Raw genomic sequence first — 15571 nt, 5'->3', positions numbered from 1 at the left:
GTTGCGGGACGGCGTGGCGCCTTCGCCACCGGCTGTCTCAGATCGTGGCGGTGAAGCGTGCCACGATCTTCGCCTTGACGCCGGCTACGCGAAGCCACCACGCCGTCCCGTCCACGTACCCAGTCACTGTAAAGAGGTGTCACATGGCTGACCCGCGAGGATTTCTGACGACGCAGCGCCAGGGGGCGAAGGCACGCCCGGTCGATGAGCGGCTCAACGACTGGGACGAGGTGTATCCGCGCCCCGGCATCGGCAAGGCGCTGCTGCCGATCATCACCGAGCAGGCCGGCCGGTGCATGGACTGCGGCATCCCGTTCTGTCATCAGGGGTGTCCGCTGGGGAATCTGATCCCGGAGTGGAACGACCTCGTGTGGCGTGACGACTGGCGCGCGGCGTCGGAGCGGCTGCATGCGACGAACAACTTCCCGGAGTTCACCGGCCGGTTGTGCCCGGCGCCGTGCGAGGCGGCCTGTGTCGTGGCGATCGCCGACGACGCGGTGACGATCAAGAACGTCGAGGTCGCCATCATCGACCGTGCGTTCGAGGAGGGCTGGGTCGTGCCGGCCCCACCGGAACGGCTGACCGACCGCACGGTCGCCGTGGTGGGGTCGGGACCGGCGGGTCTGGCCGCGGCGCAGCAGTTGACACGTGCGGGGCACACGGTGGCGGTGTACGAGCGTGACGACCGTGCCGGTGGGCTGCTGCGTTACGGCATCCCGGAGTTCAAGATGGAGAAGCGGCATCTGGAGCGCCGGCTGGACCAGATGCGCGCGGAGGGCACCATCTTCCGCACCGGCGTCGACGTCGGTGGCGCTCTGACCGGGCAGCAGCTGCGTGCGCGTTACGACGCGGTGGTGCTGGCCGTCGGCGCGACCGACTGGCGCGAGCTGGACGTGCCGGGACGTGAGCTGGACGGCGTCCATCAGGCCATGGAGTACCTGCCGCAGGCCAACCGGGCTGCCGCGGGTGAGACGGTGCCGGATCAGATCACCGCCGAGGGCAAGCACGTCGTCATCATCGGCGGCGGCGACACGGGCGCGGACTGCCTGGGTACGGCACACCGGCAGGGCGCCGCGTCGGTGACCCAGCTGGAGATCATGCCGGAGCCACCGGAGACCCGCGACGAGTCGACGCCGTGGCCGATGTGGCCGCTGATGCTACGGTCCTCGAGTGCACACGAGGAGGGCGGCGAGCGGGTCTACTCCGTCTCGACGCAGCGGTTCAACGGCGAGAACGGCACGGTGACCTCGTTGCGGCTGGTCGAGGTCCGGCGCGGCGAGCGCGGGTTCGAGCCGGTCGAGGGTACCGAGCACGAGATCCCGGCCGACCTCGTGCTGCTGGCGATGGGTTTCGTCGGCCCGGAGAAGTCCTCGATGGTCGAGCAGCTCGGCGTCGACCTGGACGAACGCGGCAACGTCCGACGTGACGGTTCGTACGAGGCGACGGTCCCCGGGGTGTTCGTGGCCGGCGACGCCGGACGCGGTCAGTCGCTGATCGTGTGGGCGATCGCCGAGGGCCGTTCGTGTGCCGCGGCGGTGGACCGCTGGCTCACCGGAGTGGACCGGCTGCCGACGCCGGTCTCGCCAACCGACCGCCCACTCGCGGTCTGACTGTTCGGAGGGCTAGTGTTGGCGGACGTGCGTAGAGCGAAGATTGTGTGCACCCTCGGTCCAGCGACCGACTCTCCCGAGCGGCTGCGGGCGTTGATCGACGTCGGCATGGACGTCGCCCGGTTCAACCTCAGTCACGGCAGCCATGCCGAGCACGAAGAGCGCTACCTGCGGGTGCGCAAGGCCGCCACGGAGGCCGAGCGCAACGTGGGTGTCCTCGTCGATCTGCAGGGACCCAAGATCCGGCTCGGCGAGTTCGCCGACGGCTCGGCGGAGCTCGAGCCCGGTACCACGTTCACCATCACGACCGACGAGGTCGAAGGCACCGCGGAACGGGCCTCGACGACCTACGAGGGGTTGCCGGGCGACGTCGCACCCGGCGACTCGATCCTGATCGACGACGGCCGGCTCTCGGTCGAGGTCCGCGAGGTCGTCGGCAACGACGTCGTCACCACCGTCGTCCTCGGCGGGCGGGTCTCCGACCACAAGGGTCTGAACCTGCCCGGCACGGCCGTCAGCGTTCCGGCGATGTCCGAGAAGGACGTCGACGACCTGCGCTGGGGGCTGCGGACGGGCGCGGACATGATCGCGCTGTCGTTCGTGCGCAGCGCCACCGACGTCGACGAGGTCCACCGCATCATGGCCGAGGAGGGCGTGCGCCTCCCGGTCATCGCGAAGGTCGAGAAGCCGCAGGCGGTGGACAATCTCGCCGAGATCGTCGACGCGTTCGACGGCGTCATGGTCGCCCGCGGCGACCTCGGGGTCGAGCTGGCGCTGTGGGACGTTCCGCTGGTGCAGAAGCAGGCCGTCGAGCTGTGCCGCCGCCGCGCCAAGCCGGTCATCGTCGCGACGCAGATGCTCGACTCGATGATCAGCAACCCGCGTCCGACGCGGGCGGAGACGTCCGACGTCGCGAACGCCGTGCTCGACGGCACCGACGCGGTCATGCTCTCCGGCGAGACGAGCGTCGGCTCCTATCCGGTCGACACCGTCAGCACCATGGGCAGGATCGTCGAGACCGTCGAGGAGCACGGTCTCGAGCGCATCCCGCCGCTGGGCACCCAGCCGCGGACCAAGGGCGGCGCCATCACCAAGGCCGCGGTCGAGACCGGCGTGCTGCTGAGCGCGAAGTATCTGGTCGCGTTCACGCAGAGCGGCGACTCGGCGCGGCGCATGGCACGGCTGCGTCCCGGCATTCCGCTGCTGGCGTTCAGCCCGCTGGAGACCACCCGGCACCAGCTGGCGCTGTCGTGGGGCATCGAGGCCTTCGTCGCCGAGCACGTCGACCACACCGACGAGATGGTCAAGCAGGTCGACCGGATGCTGCTCGAGCAGGACCGCTGCCGCCGGGGAGACCTGGTGATCATCGTGGCCGGCTCGCCTCCGGGCATCCCGGGCTCGACGAACGCGATGCGGGTGCACCGCATCGGCGACGCCGTCGGCAAGGTCGCCCCCGCCTACCACTGACCGTCGGCGGGAATGACCACGTTCACCATGGAATTCCCTGCGTCACCACCCTTTCAGGCCTGGTGATGCAGGGGAAATCCTGGTGACGTGACCCGCGGCGCGGATGCCCGACGTCGACGCGTCGCGCGGCTCGGTGGTCAGCTCGCGCGACGTTCGAGCAGCACGGTGTCGCGCCACTGCCCGTCGAGCTGCCCGATCCGCTCGCGCAGACCGACGATCCGAAAGCCGGCGCTGCGGTGCAACGACAGGCTGCCGCGGTTCTCCGGGAAGATCGACGTCTGTAGCGTCCACAGGCCGTCGTCGGCGTCGGCGGCCATGACCTGCTGGTTCAACAGGGCGCGTCCGACGCCTCGTCCCCGTGCGTCGGCGGCCACGTACACCGACGTTTCGGCGACGCCGGAGTAGCACGCACGTGACGACGTGGGCGACGCGCTGGCCCAGCCGGCGACGCGTCCCTCCAGTACCGCCACCCAGCGGTGCCCGGCCAGCCATTTCGCGTCCAGTTCGTCCGTGGCCGGAACCTCGGTCTCGAACGTCGCGTCGCCGGTGTCGATGCCCTCGGCGTAGATGCGGCGCACGTCGCCCCAGTCGTCGTCGGCCAGGGCGCGCACGGCGACGTCCGGCGGCCCCGGCGGGCAGCACGAGACGGTCGCCACGGTGCCCATGACCGCGTCGGCGGCATGCGGCAGCCCGGTGCAGCATGCCTGGTTGACGCGGACGACAGTGGCCGTCCCGACCTTCTCGAGGACGAGGAACCCCACGTCGGCCAGGTTGCGGACGTGATGCGAGCAGGTGGACTGGCTGATTCCGACCCGGTGCGCGAGGTCACCGACGTTGACGCCCCCGGGAGAGGTCGCGACGGCGTGCAGCAGCCGCACACGTGTCGGGTCGCCGAGGCTGGCGAACCAGTGTGCGTACGTGGCGGCGTCGTCGGCGTCGAGCGTCGAGCCGTCGGTGGGGGAGTCCAGTGCCGTCATGCGCCGATTATCGACGTTCGACGATGATCGCGCCAAACCGGGCGCCTGGACGCGTCCGCACGGTCGCGGTTCCCGCACCGCGCCAGCCGTGGACTTGAGTTCGAGCGCGCTCGAAGGTCTAGCGTCACACTCGAATCGACGCCCGAACCGGAAGGCACACACCCGTGGAACTCGGAATTCACGTATGGACGTTCGACCACCCCGCCGGTGCCGCCGGCATCGCGCCGGAGCTCGCGCGGGTGGGCGAGGCGACGGAGCGCGCCGGAGCCACCTGGCTGTCCGTCATGGACCACTACTTCCAGATGGAACACGTCGGACGGGCAGAGCAACCCATGCTCGAGGGCTACACCACGCTCGGCTACCTGGCCGCGCACACCACGACGGCTCGACTCGGGCTGCTGGTGACCGGCGTCACCTACCGCCACCCCGGCCTGCTGGCGAAGATCGTGTCGACGCTGGACGTCGTGTCCGGCGGTCGCGCCGCACTGGGCCTGGGCGCGGCGTGGTACGAACGTGAGCACCTCGCGCTCGGCGTGCCGTATCCGCCGGTGGCCGAGCGGTTCGAGCGCCTGGACGAGACGCTGCGCATCTGTGTGCAGATGTGGGACCGCAACGACGACGGCCCGTTCGACGGCACGCACTATCAGCTGGCCGAGACGCTGTGCTCGCCACAGCCGCTCAGCGAGCCGCGTCCGCCGATCCTCATCGGCGGCGGGGGAGAGCGCAAGACGCTGCGGCTGGTCGCACAGTACGCCGACGCCTGCAACCTGTTCGCCACGTCGCCGGCGGACGTGCGGCACAAGCTGGACGTGCTGCGCCGGCACTGCGACGACGTCGGCCGCGACCCCGCCGAGATCACCGTGACAGTGCTGTACACGGGCCAGACGCTCAACGACGGCGACGTGGCCGGCTTCGCCACCGAGATGGCCGACTACGCGGCACTGGGTGTGCACCAGGTGATGGTGATGCCGCCCGACGGCAACGTGGCCGACTGGATCGACCGAGCCGTCGCGCCAGCCGTGCCGAGGGTGGCCGACCTTCGCGCCGCGGCCTGATGCAGTTGTGACGTAGCTGTGACGCGGCGGGCCGCGGCGTCGGGCGCGGACACGGCTGAGCCGTTCCATCCAGTGGTTGGATGCGGTTGAATGTCGTGATGGCCGTCCTGTCGGCGCGGCTCGCCGCGATCGTCGACGCGCTTCCGCTGCGTCCGGGCATGAGGGTCCTGGAGATCGGCGGGGCCCCGGGCTCGGCGGCACGCGCGGTCGCGTCCCGCATCGGAACCGGACACGTCCTGGTGATCGACCGGTCAGCGTCGGGCGTCGCGCTCATCGAGCGAAACGCTCGTGCCGAGATCGACGCCGGCGTGCTGAGCGCACGGCACGTCGCCGCCGAGGAGTTCGAGCTGCTTGCCGGCGAGGAGCCCTACGACGTGGCGTTCGCCGTGCGCGTCGGTGCCTTCGACGGGCGGCACCCCGAGGCCGGCCGGGAGGCGCGCCGTCGGGTCGCGGCGGCTCTGGTGCCCGGTGGGCGGCTGTTCATCGACGGCGGCGATCCGCTGCGCGCGATCGATCTGCGCGGGTGAGGATGGTAGCCCGGGTCGGACTCGAACCGACACACACCGCATTTTGAGTGCACGTACGGCCGTCCATATCACCAGCAACGATGGGCGTCAACTGAGCAGCTCAGGGCGTCGGGGCGATTAGGATGTTCGCCCCATTCCACGGCGTCGCGTCGCGGTCTGCTCACTATGTGCTCACTGACGCGACGTCGCGGGCTGGCGCAACCGACGACGCTCATGGTATAAGCCGGGCCCCGGCTCAGGGAGAGATCCCTGGGTCGGGGCCTTTTTGCGTTCCGCGTCGATTGCACGTGTGTCCTGGGCTAGGTATACGATCTTCGCGCCGATCGGCCGCTCCGGTCGGGAATCTACGAGCGAGGGGGGCGAGAAGCCATGGTGAGCGAGATCAAGTGGCCAGCAGCCGAGCAAGAAGGGGCACGGCGCGGCGGTTCTTTCTACCTGGGCGCCGCTGTATGTAAGCGGGGGCACGTCGAGACGGTGGACTTAGAGCCCGGCGGCCCGGTGACCGTCTCCGACGCCTGCCCGTCGTGTGGCGCGCGAATGCTCACGGCGTGCCGTAGTTGCGGGGTGCGGATTCGCGGCGACCAGTTCGTGCCCGGCGTGGTTAGCTTCTCGACGCCGAGGCGTCCGTCATTCTGCGACGGATGCGGCGCCGCGATGCCTTGGGCGACTCGCCAAGAGCGAATCCACGAGCTGGAGAACTTGCTTGACGAGGCCGAAGAGATCGATGAGGCGGACCTCGTGGTGATCCAGGACCATCTGGAGCGACTTCGGGAGTCATCGCTATCGGAGAGGGACGAGAAGGCGGCTTGGTCAGAGGTGAAGCGCCGCTCGGGTGACGCGCTTCGGTCCGAACGTGTGTCCAACGTCCTGGAAGGGCTGGTGACGGCTGCAATCCGCGCCCAGCTCAATCTGTGACCAGAGCAGAAGGCCCCGCTCCAGGGAGGTTGCACCCGGAGCGGGGCCTTCTGCGTTCCGGGCCTGCCGGAACTAGTCGGCACGTGAAGCTTTGATGAGCTTCTCTTCAACGGCAGCCTTCCGGGCGTGGATAGCCTGCACCGCGCTTCCGAGCGGGTCTCCCACGAGGACCTGGCTGTACGACTCAGTGGCGAGGAGCATGCAATCGAGGCTCGTGAAGTGGAGGTTGAGCAGGTCCGCGGGAAGCTGAGGATCAAGCCGGATCGATGGAATCCCACCGGGGCCACCGTCGAAGTCGAGGAAGAGGGATGCCGTGTGGATGTTGCCATGGCTCTGCTGCGTCAGCAGGCCCCAGAGAGCGAGCAGACGCGCGCCATCATCGCCTAGCGCCTTGAATCGTGCGGTCATGTTCTTGACGGGTCCGTAGCCGTCAGGCGCGCTCGGAGGGAGCGAGTCGACGAGATCCTTGAGTTCGTCGGGCGGCGTGAGGCCGGCCTGGTACATGTCCCTCAGGACTCGGCCCTCGGAGTCTTGGGCTTTGGCTAAGACCGCTTCCCACGCCTTGGGATCTCTGGCGACGAGAGCTGCGCTTACGGCATCCTCCAGGGCCAGTCTGACAAGGGGCGCGGCAGCGTGTGGGTGCTCGTTATTCACTAGGAGCGCGACTGCTTCGAGCGTGTGTTCGATGTGTCGTAGCCAGCCACCAATGAACCTGACCTCCTCTTCCCACCCTTCCTGTGCCGTGACCGACTCCGGCAAGTCGAATCGCAACGACGCGGTGTCCTCCAGCATCTGGCCGACTTCGGCCATCGCCTCGTCCATCATCTTCTGATCGATCATGTCCCCACCCTTCGCCTGCGCTGATCGGTGGAGTGTCTCATGACGGTCGGACACAAGGTGACGTCTGCGGACGCGCTACTTGCACATGCACATGCAGTGTCGATGGTGTACTGTTGATCTCGTAGGGCCGGGCGGGGGGCGACTACTACGCCGAAGGGGAGTTCGGCAGGAAGTGTCGGTCCTCAGTGAACCTAACCGCATGGATGTGGCTGCCTACAGCAATGTATTTGGCCCTCCTGTTCATCCCGACCTTGGTTGCGCTACGCACAAGAGATCCTGGCCGTCGTCGCGCGGCGATCCAGGTACTGCGGCTGCTCGTGGTCCGAGGCGGTCGGACGCCAGGGAAGTGATCGACCGGCCTCGGAAGCACGATGCCCGGTGCTAGACACGTAACTGGCCCCAGTTAGGTGACGGGCCTAGCTGGGGCCAGTTGCGTACAAGGGCTATCGCTCGCCAAGGAGGAACTTGTTGCGACTCCAAGCGTCGATGGCAGTCCACGGCACTCCGCGCCGACTGGCGTCCACCTCGGCGCAGCCCGGGCAGCACCAGTCCTCGTTGCCCAGGTCGACCAGGGGCGGGTAAGCCGCCTCCAGGGCCTCCAGCTCGCGCCGGAGCTGCTCCCCGCTGACAATCTCCACGGTCGCGCCACCGGGGCTGCTCATCGGCTCTCAACTCCCAGCGGCAGGGATAGGCGCGGCCCGTCACTGCCATCGACGTACCGCAGCGGGATGCCGAAGAGGTGAGTGACCCCCGAGATGGCGCCGAGCGGATGCGCGACGCCGACCGTCACGTACGCGCCATCGAGGTTGTGTCTCTGCTCCAGCAGCGCCGACCGGAACCGATGGAGCTGCTCGAACTCTGCGGCGTGGCTTCGGACGATGCGCTCGACCTCGGCAGAGAGGAGCGCGCTCATCGGTCGAGCAATCGGTACGCTTCGGTCAGGACGTCGACCGTGTGCCGGTGCAGGTCGCCTTGCGAGGCACTGAGCAGTGCCGCGTCATCATCGCCCGTGCCGTACTGGCGATCGGCAAGCTCGGCCCAGGCGTTGGCCTCGCCCTGGTGCTCGCCAACCAGATGCTGGATCTCGTCGGCCAGATCCCGACGGCGCTGGCTCCGAGCCTGAGCCTTCCGGGCGTCCGCCGCGACGCCACCGAAGGCCAGCTCGAGGACCGCCTGGTCGACCTCGGCGATCGGGATGCTGGTCTGGGCGTGCGCAACGGGATGGCTCGTGCCGTGCACCAACAGGGCCTCTACCTCGGCCTCATCGTCGGCCGCCGCCTCGGCGGCGACGGCACGGGCGTGCTCGAGAGCCTCGCCCCAAGTCTCCCCGACGTCCTGCGCCGCCTGCGCGGCCGACAGGACGTCCACGGCACGCCCCTCGAGGGCAACGCCAACCCTGGCGGCCTGTTCGGTACCAATGGTCGAGCCCTCGATCTCGAGGAGATTCGAGATGGGAACACCTGCTCGGTGCAGCGCATGACCCACGATGCATCCGGGGGCGCTGCCGCCCTCGGTGCGGTGAACGTAATGGCACATGGTGGAGTCGGCCGGGACGCCGTCTTCGTCCTCGTAGACGTAGCCCTCGTTGCCCTCGACGACCTCCTCGAGAAGGCGCAGGGCCGCGCGCGTGTTGACGGGGGTCCTCACTGGTCGTGCTCCTCTCCGTCCAGGAACGCGATGAGCGCCTGGATGCCGCTGTCGATGCGCCGCGAGATCGTCGACTCGCTCACGCCCTGTAGTTCTGCGATGCGCGCCTGGCCCCAGTGCATGCCGTGGCGCAGGAAGATGGCCGCGCGCTCGGCCGGCGTCAGCGCCGAGCTGTTGGCCCAGGCGATCTGGATGTCGCACATGTGGGCGATCCAGTCGACGCTCTTGCGCGGGTCCGGCTCGGACCCTTTGGGCATGCCCGGCTCGGGCTCGCCCTCGCTCGTGCGAGTCCCGTAGGCGTATTCCGGGTCCCAGAGGCCGGGCAGCAGGTCCTCGACCTGCTCCCGGCCGTAGGAGAACTGGTCGCCGTAGTGGTGCTGGGTTGCGACGGTCACAGCCGGCCGGCCTCCATCTCGTTTTCGATGCTCGTGGTGTTGAAGGTCCGCTCGGCCTCGGCGCCGCGCCGCTCCGTGAGGAAGCGGCGCATGTTGCGCTCGATGTAACCGAGGGCGTTCTCGCCGTGCTTCTCGAGGTACTCCTCGACCATCTCTGGCCGCTCGAGCAGCCAGATCCAGGCGTCCTGACGGAGGTCCTCCCAGTCGGCGCCCTTGAAGCGCCGAGCCACCTGCCGGCCAACGCGCTCGGGCAGCTCAGCCAGCTCGGCGCGGGGGTCGCTCTCGGTCTCCCAGTTGTTGAGCATCACCTGCTCTGCCACCCCCGTCACACGATCACCAGGTCTCGCCAGCCGTCGGAGTCGAGCGTCACGGACATGACGCCGGGCGCCGACTCCGCGCCGGAGAGGTTGCGGAACCACGAGCTGCCGTTGTCCGACGTCGGCGCGATGAACAGCCACCGGTCGTCGCCCACGGTCTGCACGCGCAGGTTGTGGAAGTGGCCGAAGACGGCGATGTCCGCACTGCCGATCGGCGTCCGGCCCAGGGCCTGGCCGGCCAGCCACTTGCCGAGCTGGTCCGGGTTGCGCACCTGATGGCCGTGCGCCAGGCCCAGCACCCTGCCGCCGACGGCCTCGACCGCCACGGACTCGGAGTGCTGGTCCGGCGCGTAGAACTCGACGTGGCCATACCGCTCCGGGTAGACCTCGGCCATGTCCATCACCTGCGACAGGACCTCGATCCCGAAGTCGTCCAGCGTGGTGCCCATCTCGCTCTTGCCCCGGCGCACGCGGCAGTGGTTCGAGCCGACCGACAGGACCTTCACCGAAGGCGCCAGCTGGGCGGCCGTGTCGATCCACTTCCAGAACACTCGGCGCCAGACGCGAATCTGCTCGGTGAGCTGGAGGTCGTTCGTCCGGTCCTGCGACCCGACGCTCTCGAAGTTCTCGATCGCGTCCCCGGCGTCGGCGAGGATGATCTCCTCGGGCTGCTGCTCCTGGACGTACGCCGCCCAGCGCGCCAGGCTCATCTCGAGGCGCTGGAGCAGCTCCGAAGTGCCGCCCCGGTGGTCCACCTTGCCGGCCTGTGGGTCGGCGATGACGGCTACGTTGGTCACCTGGGGGATGCCGAAGTCGGGGTCGATCCAGGCGTCGGCTGCTACCGCTCGTTCGACGGCGGCATGCAGATCGTCCAGGTCCGGCATCAGATCGTGCTCGGCGGCCCGCTCGCGGCGCCGGAAGGACACGCGCGTGGCCTCGAGCCGGTTGCCGCCTGGCGAGTCCCACTCGGAGCGCCGGAGCGAGACGACCTCCCAGAGCGAGGGGTCCTGGCCTTCCTTCTCGAGGAACTCCAGTGCGGTACCTTCGGTCACCACGCCGGGCTCGTCGTTCAGCTCGACCTCGGCCTCACCCTTGAGGCTGTTGATGTCGACACGGCTCGAGAACACCGCCTGCGGGGCTCGGCGCGAGGCCGGCGCCGGGGGCGCGGCCTTGAGCTTCTCGGTCAGCTCACTCACTGGCGCTCGCCGCCTTCCGGTCGATGTGCTGGATCATGGCGACTGCGACGGCGGCCACTTGGACCAGCTCCTCGCGGCGCCTGGTCGGGTCGACCTCGCCGAGGGCCTCGTAGGTCTCCTCGAGTAAGATCCCGTCCCAAGTGAGGCGCCCTCGCTCGACACGGACCCCGTTGCTCCACTTCCAGCGCTCAGCCTCATATGCGTAGTTCGCGTGGATGACCAGGCCGGCGTGAGGGCCTGCGCCGCCCACCGTGGGGTGGTTCTGCTCGCCCCAGCGCTCGTCCTGGCGGACGCGCTCGTCGAAGACCTCTTCGAGCGCTCGGTCGATTTGGAGCAGGTCGGGCAGCGGGGCACTCACGCGATCACCGACTTCGGCATGGCGTACGGCCGACCGCCGAACGTGGTGTGCACCCGGTAGCGGGCGAGGTTCGTCTCCGAATCGAACTCTGGAGCGATTCGGACAATGTCGGCCGGAGGCAGGGCCACGAAGTCCGCGACCTTCTGGAGCTGCTCGCGGGTGACCGGAAGCTGCTCGCTGATCTGTGCTGGTCTCACTAGGGCACCTTCCGGCGCAAGTCGCGCCTGTAGCTGCGGATGGTGGAGGTCGAGATGGGATGACCGGACTCGGTGAGGATCGCCGCCAGGGACTCGGACGTGTGGTCCGTTCCGGCTAGGGTCTCGGTCACCAGGTCGCGCTCGGCGTCGTCCAGGGAGGCGAGGATGGCCTCGACCTTGCCTAGCGGCTTCCTTCGGGCCGGTACCTGGGCCAGCTTCTCTCGAAGCTCGGTCACACTAGTACACCTCCTTGCGCTCAAGCAAGCCGAGAAGGTGCTCGGCCCCATGCTTGAGGTATTCGTCGGTCACGTCGCCCTCGCGGAGTCGGACGGGCTTGGCCGTCACCAGCGCGCGGGTCACCGTGTTGGTCAGCTCGCTCCCGGCCTTGTCCGGGTCTGCCCATGTCCACACGCGGGAGAAGCCGTTCAGCATCCTGCGGTGGCGGCCGGCCCATGCGTGGTTCCCAGCGACGGCAACCGCGTTGAGGCCAATCTTCGTGAGGATGATGCAGTCCAGCTCGCCCTCGCACAGGTGGATTTCGTCGCCGGCCACGTGCAGCGCCGGGACGTTGAACATCCGGGTCGGCTCGCCCTCGAGCGACTTGTACTTGCCGTGGCCCGCGTCCTTGCATGAGTGCACCTGGAGGCAGCGGAAGCGGACGCTGAGTACGCGGCCGTCGTGCCCCAGGTAGGGGATGGCTAGGCGGCCCCGGACGTGCTCATGGCCCGGATGGGGGTCGGCGACGTAGCCCAGCCGGAACGTAGCCGCCTCGGCCTGACCGATTCCTCGCGCTATCAGGTACTCCGCGACTTCGCGCGAAACGGCCCTCTGGTACGAGGTCGTCGCCTCCTCCAGCATCTCCCGTTGCGAACCCGAGAGTGGCCGCAGCGGCTCGTGCTCCTCGGAAATCTGTCCCCTCCTTCTTCATGATCAGGTTCCACACGTCGCCGCCCTCGCCGCAGCGATGGCAGTTCCACAGGCCAGTGCCGCGGAGGTCGAGTGAGCACGACGGCGTGCGATCGTCATGCACGGGACAGCGGACCATCTGACGCGCCCTGGCCCGGTTGACCTGGACGCCGTAGTGCTCCAGGACCTCCGACAGTTCGGGTCGTCCGGAATCCTCGGGCCGCTGTGGCTCAAGCCGCGCGAACCGCGTCATCGTTGCGCTCCTGTCGGAATGCCTGCGCCAGGTCCGGGCGCTCCACCTCGTCGAGCAGCTCCATGAGGTGGCTGCGGCTGTATCCGAGGCGCCTGGCCAGGCTGTCCGGCGTGTCCGTGCCGACGAGGAAGTCCAGCTCCTCGACAACGTACGCCCGACGCTTCGCCATGCAGGCGGCCTCGCAGTACTTGCGGGCCGCGAATGCCTCTGCGCCCTCGCCATACCTCGGCTCGAGGTGGCCCCCGCAGCCGAAGCACATCCGTCGCACCTCGGCCAGCGCGGCCTTCTCGCCGCCCCGGTGGTCGTGGTAGCACCGAAGGGAGCAGAACTGCCGCCGCCGGAACTGGCTGACGGACTCGCGCCCGGCACGATCCTGCTCCATCGTCTCGCCGCATTGCTCGCACGACTTGCGGGCGGGGGCGACGGCTCGGGTCGTGCTGTAGCAATCCCGCGTACAGTACTTGCGTCGCCGAAACTGTCCGGGCAGCTCGCCCTCTCGCCGCCAGGTCGCCTCGCCACAGCCCGCGCACTGCTTGGAGTTCGCGCTTTCGTGCCGCCGTCCGGCCAGGTCGATCAGCTCGGCCAGGTCGGGCTTGTCCCTCACGCAGCCACCTCCTCGGTGGGGTCGGGCCACTTGGCCTTGCGCAGGACGTCGAGCACGGCTTCGCCCTGGTAGGGACCGAAGAACGGACTGTCGCCGAGCCAGGCGCGACCGGCCTCGCGCAGCCACCAGGCGTCGACCTGGTTGTCGTCGCCGAAACTGCCCCTGTATTGGTCGGGAGTCGCGGCGAGCATGGCCGTCTTGTCGGCGTTGCCCTTGCCGGTGGCGAACTTCTTGAGCGTGGCCGGGCTGATCCGCGCGACGGGGACTCCGGCGCTGGCGAGTGCCATGCGGATGACGCCCTGGGCCATGCCGGTCAGGCCGGCGCTCTTGGCGTTGACCGGCAGGTCCTCGATGACGGCCAGATCGACCGGCCAGTGGTCTTCGACGTCGACCAGCAGGCGGAGATAGATGGACTCCAGGCGGTCGTCGCCCTTGAGTCTCGACTTCATCGTGTAGGTCTTGCCGTCCGGCAGGCACACGCCGGTCGCGGTCAGCGACGGGTCGATCCCGAGGACGTTCACTCCGGCCCCCCGTAGGTGTCCTGGAGCGTGCGGATGTACGCGCCGAAGCTCACCAGGATCAGGAGGTAGGTGATGAGGCCGAGAACGGACATGACCACCGTCAGCACGCCAGAGCCGGACAGGATGCCGACGGCGAAGGACGTGACGGGGATGCCCGCAATGAGGGCGCCGATTGCGCTCTTCACAGGTCGATCACTCCAGGTGGGTTGAAGGTGCCCTTGTACGGGCCGAAGCGGGTGTGTTCCGGGTAGGCGCGGAGCGTGCAGAACTGCTGCGCCGACGGGTCCGAGCGGCCCATGCGCTGCTTGATGATGGCGATGTTGTAGGCGTACGACGTCGGGTCGAGCGCCACGGAGAGCGACAGCTCGGGCTTCTCCGACAGCCCGCCCTTCACCTGGTCCCGCGACGGCGGCGTCCAAGGGCTGCTCTTCGCCTCCCAGCCCTTGTCGGTCGCGTGGTGCAGGATCAGGATGGTCGAACCGGTCTCTCGGGCCAGGTCGGTTACCTCGGCCATCGCTGCCATCTGCGCCTCGTAGCTCGACTCGCAGCCCTCGATGTCCATGAGGTTGTCGAGGACGACGATGGCCGGGTACGAATCCCACAGCTCGACGTAGGCGTCCAGCTCTTGTGCCAGTCCGGTCCATCGGATGGGGGAGTCGAAGCAGAGCTGGAACTTCATCGGCGCGATCGCGTCGAGGTACATCTGCCGGGCCGCCGCGTCCGACATGCCCCGCTCGATCTGCTCCGTCGTGTGGCCGGTGACGATCGACGCCAGGCGGGCCGAGGCTGTGAAGCCGCTCATGTCGGCGGACATGTACAGCGTCGGCAGGCCCATCATGGCCGTCCAGAACAGGGCGAACCCCGACTTCTGAGTGCCGGAGCGGCCGGCCACCATGATGACCTCGCCGCGCCGGGGGCGCGCTCCGTGCTGGTAGAGCGGCTCCAGCTCGGGCACGCGGGGGAGTTCGGCGTTCCCCTGGACGTTGCGCGTCAAAGCGCGCTGTGCATTCAGCATTGGCGGCCCCGATCGCCAAGCCACACGCCGTGGCGCCGGCTTGACCGGATGTCATGCCCCGCGCGGCGAAGCTTTTGCGTCAGGAAGGACAGGCGCGCGTAGTTGTGGTCGTCGGGGGCACCGCCGAGTGACACGAATATGTCGATCTGCCGCTGGGGCTCGCTGGTCAGCGCCGCCAAGAACTCTTCCGCAGTGATCTCGCCAACCCCGCGGTACTTCAATGTTGTGGCCACGTGGGGCGCTCCTCCTCTCTGGCCGGGGCGCGGACCGGTCGTCGTTGCCGGCCCGCGCGGTCCAACTAGTACATTCAGTCAGATGGGAGCCCCGGCCAGTTCCTCTTCGAGCCCCTTGACGTACTCGACGACCTTCGCCTGCACCTCGGGCGAGGCCGGGACCCAAATCCACGGCGGATTCATGCCGGGCTTGGCCTTGCCCTGGCCGAGAGTGACGATGACGCCCTTGCCGACGTACTGCTCGAGGTTGCGAGCGAGGGCGGTCTGCTGGACCGTGACGGACTCCCGGACCTCGTCCGGCACGCCGGTCTCGAGCGCGACCTCGGACTTGAAGAAGGTCATGCGGGCGACGGCCGTGTCTTTCGGCCCGTAGTCGGTCGGGCGCTGGCGCTCGTAGCTGAGCGGCTCGATGAGGATGGCGACGGCCTCGGACTCGTCGGCAGGCTTGAAGTAGGAGGTGCCGCCTGCGAAGTTGGTGATCTGAACCACTGGGTGATGCTCCTCTGTTCTGTTGTCCGATGAAGTTGTGTGTGGTGCT

Annotated in this window: 23 protein-coding genes; 5 read left to right on the top strand and 18 right to left on the bottom strand. The window is 68.6% G+C overall.

Translation table 11 applies throughout. From position 1 onward, the window contains the following. The first annotated feature begins 143 nt into the window (after window positions 1-143). Together CLV30_RS10680 and pyk are read left to right on the top strand one after the other, a co-directional pair. Complete coding sequence (locus tag CLV30_RS10680) at window positions 144-1610, top strand: glutamate synthase subunit beta (protein ID WP_106537184.1); 1467 nt, start codon at window positions 144-146, stop codon at window positions 1608-1610. A 27-nt stretch (window positions 1611-1637) separates the two neighbouring features. Further along, a complete protein-coding gene (pyk, locus tag CLV30_RS10675; protein ID WP_106537274.1) occupies window positions 1638-3077 on the top strand; it encodes a pyruvate kinase in 1440 nt (479 codons plus the stop codon). Between the two features lie 137 nt (window positions 3078-3214). On the opposite strand, the gene CLV30_RS10670 is transcribed toward pyk, so the two are convergent. Next, entirely contained in the window at window positions 3215-4054 is an 840-nt protein-coding gene (locus CLV30_RS10670) for a helix-turn-helix domain-containing GNAT family N-acetyltransferase (protein WP_106537183.1), read from the bottom strand. Window positions 4055-4218: 164 nt separating this feature from the next. On the opposite strand from CLV30_RS10670, the gene CLV30_RS10665 reads away from it, so the two are divergent. The 3 genes from CLV30_RS10665 to CLV30_RS10655 all read left to right on the top strand — a co-directional run bounded on the left by CLV30_RS10665 (window position 4219) and on the right by CLV30_RS10655 (window position 6551). Beyond that, window positions 4219-5109: an LLM class F420-dependent oxidoreductase gene (locus CLV30_RS10665; protein WP_106537182.1), complete on the top strand. Its 891-nt coding sequence runs from the start codon at window positions 4219-4221 to the stop codon at window positions 5107-5109. 98 nt (window positions 5110-5207) lie between these two features. Further along, window positions 5208-5636 carry an SAM-dependent methyltransferase gene (locus tag CLV30_RS10660; RefSeq protein ID WP_106537181.1) on the top strand — a complete coding sequence of 143 codons (429 nt, stop codon included), beginning with the start codon at window positions 5208-5210 and terminating at the stop codon, window positions 5634-5636. Window positions 5637-6008: 372 nt separating this feature from the next. Beyond that, window positions 6009-6551 carry a DUF2321 domain-containing protein gene (locus CLV30_RS10655; RefSeq protein ID WP_165358507.1) on the top strand — a complete coding sequence of 181 codons (543 nt, stop codon included), beginning with the start codon at window positions 6009-6011 and terminating at the stop codon, window positions 6549-6551. 72 nt (window positions 6552-6623) lie between these two features. Here the strand turns inward: CLV30_RS10655 and CLV30_RS10650 are convergent, their stop codons facing one another. The 17 genes from CLV30_RS10650 to CLV30_RS10565 form a co-directional block, all read right to left on the bottom strand. Continuing rightward, window positions 6624-7391: a hypothetical protein gene (locus CLV30_RS10650; RefSeq protein WP_106537179.1), complete on the bottom strand. Its 768-nt coding sequence runs from the start codon at window positions 7389-7391 to the stop codon at window positions 6624-6626. Window positions 7392-8049: 658 nt separating this feature from the next. Then, window positions 8050-8304, bottom strand: a complete 255-nt coding sequence (locus CLV30_RS10640; protein WP_106537177.1) for a hypothetical protein — start codon at window positions 8302-8304, stop codon at window positions 8050-8052. Continuing rightward, complete coding sequence (locus CLV30_RS10635; protein WP_106537176.1) at window positions 8301-9038, bottom strand: hypothetical protein; 738 nt, start codon at window positions 9036-9038, stop codon at window positions 8301-8303. The genes CLV30_RS10640 and CLV30_RS10635 overlap by 4 nt, the downstream gene beginning before the upstream one ends. Next, window positions 9035-9433: a sigma factor-like helix-turn-helix DNA-binding protein gene (locus CLV30_RS10630; protein ID WP_106537175.1), complete on the bottom strand. Its 399-nt coding sequence runs from the start codon at window positions 9431-9433 to the stop codon at window positions 9035-9037. The genes CLV30_RS10635 and CLV30_RS10630 overlap by 4 nt, the downstream gene beginning before the upstream one ends. Then, a complete protein-coding gene (locus CLV30_RS10625) occupies window positions 9430-9762 on the bottom strand; it encodes a hypothetical protein (RefSeq protein ID WP_106537174.1) in 333 nt (110 codons plus the stop codon). Before CLV30_RS10625 ends, CLV30_RS10630 begins: the two co-directional genes overlap by 4 nt. Beyond that, window positions 9759-10946 (bottom strand): metallophosphoesterase family protein, encoded by a 1188-nt coding sequence (locus CLV30_RS10620; protein ID WP_106537173.1) that lies wholly within the window; start codon window positions 10944-10946, stop codon window positions 9759-9761. The genes CLV30_RS10625 and CLV30_RS10620 overlap by 4 nt, the downstream gene beginning before the upstream one ends. Next, complete coding sequence (locus CLV30_RS10615) at window positions 10939-11304, bottom strand: hypothetical protein (RefSeq protein ID WP_106537172.1); 366 nt, start codon at window positions 11302-11304, stop codon at window positions 10939-10941. Before CLV30_RS10615 ends, CLV30_RS10620 begins: the two co-directional genes overlap by 8 nt. Next, the gene (locus CLV30_RS10610) at window positions 11301-11501 is read right to left on the bottom strand and encodes a hypothetical protein (protein ID WP_106537171.1); all 201 of its coding nucleotides are present in this window, start codon (window positions 11499-11501) and stop codon (window positions 11301-11303) included. The genes CLV30_RS10615 and CLV30_RS10610 overlap by 4 nt, the downstream gene beginning before the upstream one ends. Then, a complete protein-coding gene (locus CLV30_RS10605; protein WP_106537170.1) occupies window positions 11501-11737 on the bottom strand; it encodes a hypothetical protein in 237 nt (78 codons plus the stop codon). Before CLV30_RS10605 ends, CLV30_RS10610 begins: the two co-directional genes overlap by 1 nt. 1 nt (window position 11738) lies before the next feature. Beyond that, window positions 11739-12299 carry a toprim domain-containing protein gene (locus CLV30_RS27275; RefSeq protein WP_420841971.1) on the bottom strand — a complete coding sequence of 187 codons (561 nt, stop codon included), beginning with the start codon at window positions 12297-12299 and terminating at the stop codon, window positions 11739-11741. Next, the gene (locus tag CLV30_RS27835; protein WP_420841970.1) at window positions 12220-12546 is read right to left on the bottom strand and encodes a CHC2 zinc finger domain-containing protein; all 327 of its coding nucleotides are present in this window, start codon (window positions 12544-12546) and stop codon (window positions 12220-12222) included. Before CLV30_RS27835 ends, CLV30_RS27275 begins: the two co-directional genes overlap by 80 nt. 91 nt (window positions 12547-12637) lie before the next feature. Then, the gene (locus tag CLV30_RS10590; protein ID WP_106537169.1) at window positions 12638-13264 is read right to left on the bottom strand and encodes a hypothetical protein; all 627 of its coding nucleotides are present in this window, start codon (window positions 13262-13264) and stop codon (window positions 12638-12640) included. After that, window positions 13261-13785, bottom strand: a complete 525-nt coding sequence (locus CLV30_RS10585; RefSeq protein WP_106537168.1) for a crossover junction endodeoxyribonuclease RuvC — start codon at window positions 13783-13785, stop codon at window positions 13261-13263. Before CLV30_RS10585 ends, CLV30_RS10590 begins: the two co-directional genes overlap by 4 nt. Continuing rightward, entirely contained in the window at window positions 13782-13970 is a 189-nt protein-coding gene (locus tag CLV30_RS10580; RefSeq protein ID WP_106537167.1) for a hypothetical protein, read from the bottom strand. The genes CLV30_RS10585 and CLV30_RS10580 overlap by 4 nt, the downstream gene beginning before the upstream one ends. Then, the gene (locus CLV30_RS10575; RefSeq protein ID WP_106537166.1) at window positions 13967-14800 is read right to left on the bottom strand and encodes an AAA family ATPase; all 834 of its coding nucleotides are present in this window, start codon (window positions 14798-14800) and stop codon (window positions 13967-13969) included. Before CLV30_RS10575 ends, CLV30_RS10580 begins: the two co-directional genes overlap by 4 nt. Then, window positions 14794-15033, bottom strand: coding sequence for a hypothetical protein (locus CLV30_RS10570; protein WP_106537165.1), 240 nt, complete (start codon window positions 15031-15033; stop codon window positions 14794-14796). Before CLV30_RS10570 ends, CLV30_RS10575 begins: the two co-directional genes overlap by 7 nt. A 78-nt stretch (window positions 15034-15111) precedes the next feature. Continuing rightward, the gene (locus CLV30_RS10565) at window positions 15112-15522 is read right to left on the bottom strand and encodes a hypothetical protein (protein WP_106537164.1); all 411 of its coding nucleotides are present in this window, start codon (window positions 15520-15522) and stop codon (window positions 15112-15114) included. Window positions 15523-15571 lie beyond the last annotated feature (49 nt).

This window comes from Haloactinopolyspora alba (assembly GCF_003014555.1).
GTDB lineage: Bacteria > Actinomycetota > Actinomycetes > Jiangellales > Jiangellaceae > Haloactinopolyspora > Haloactinopolyspora alba.
This window is presented reverse-complemented; position numbering and strand designations above follow the sequence as displayed.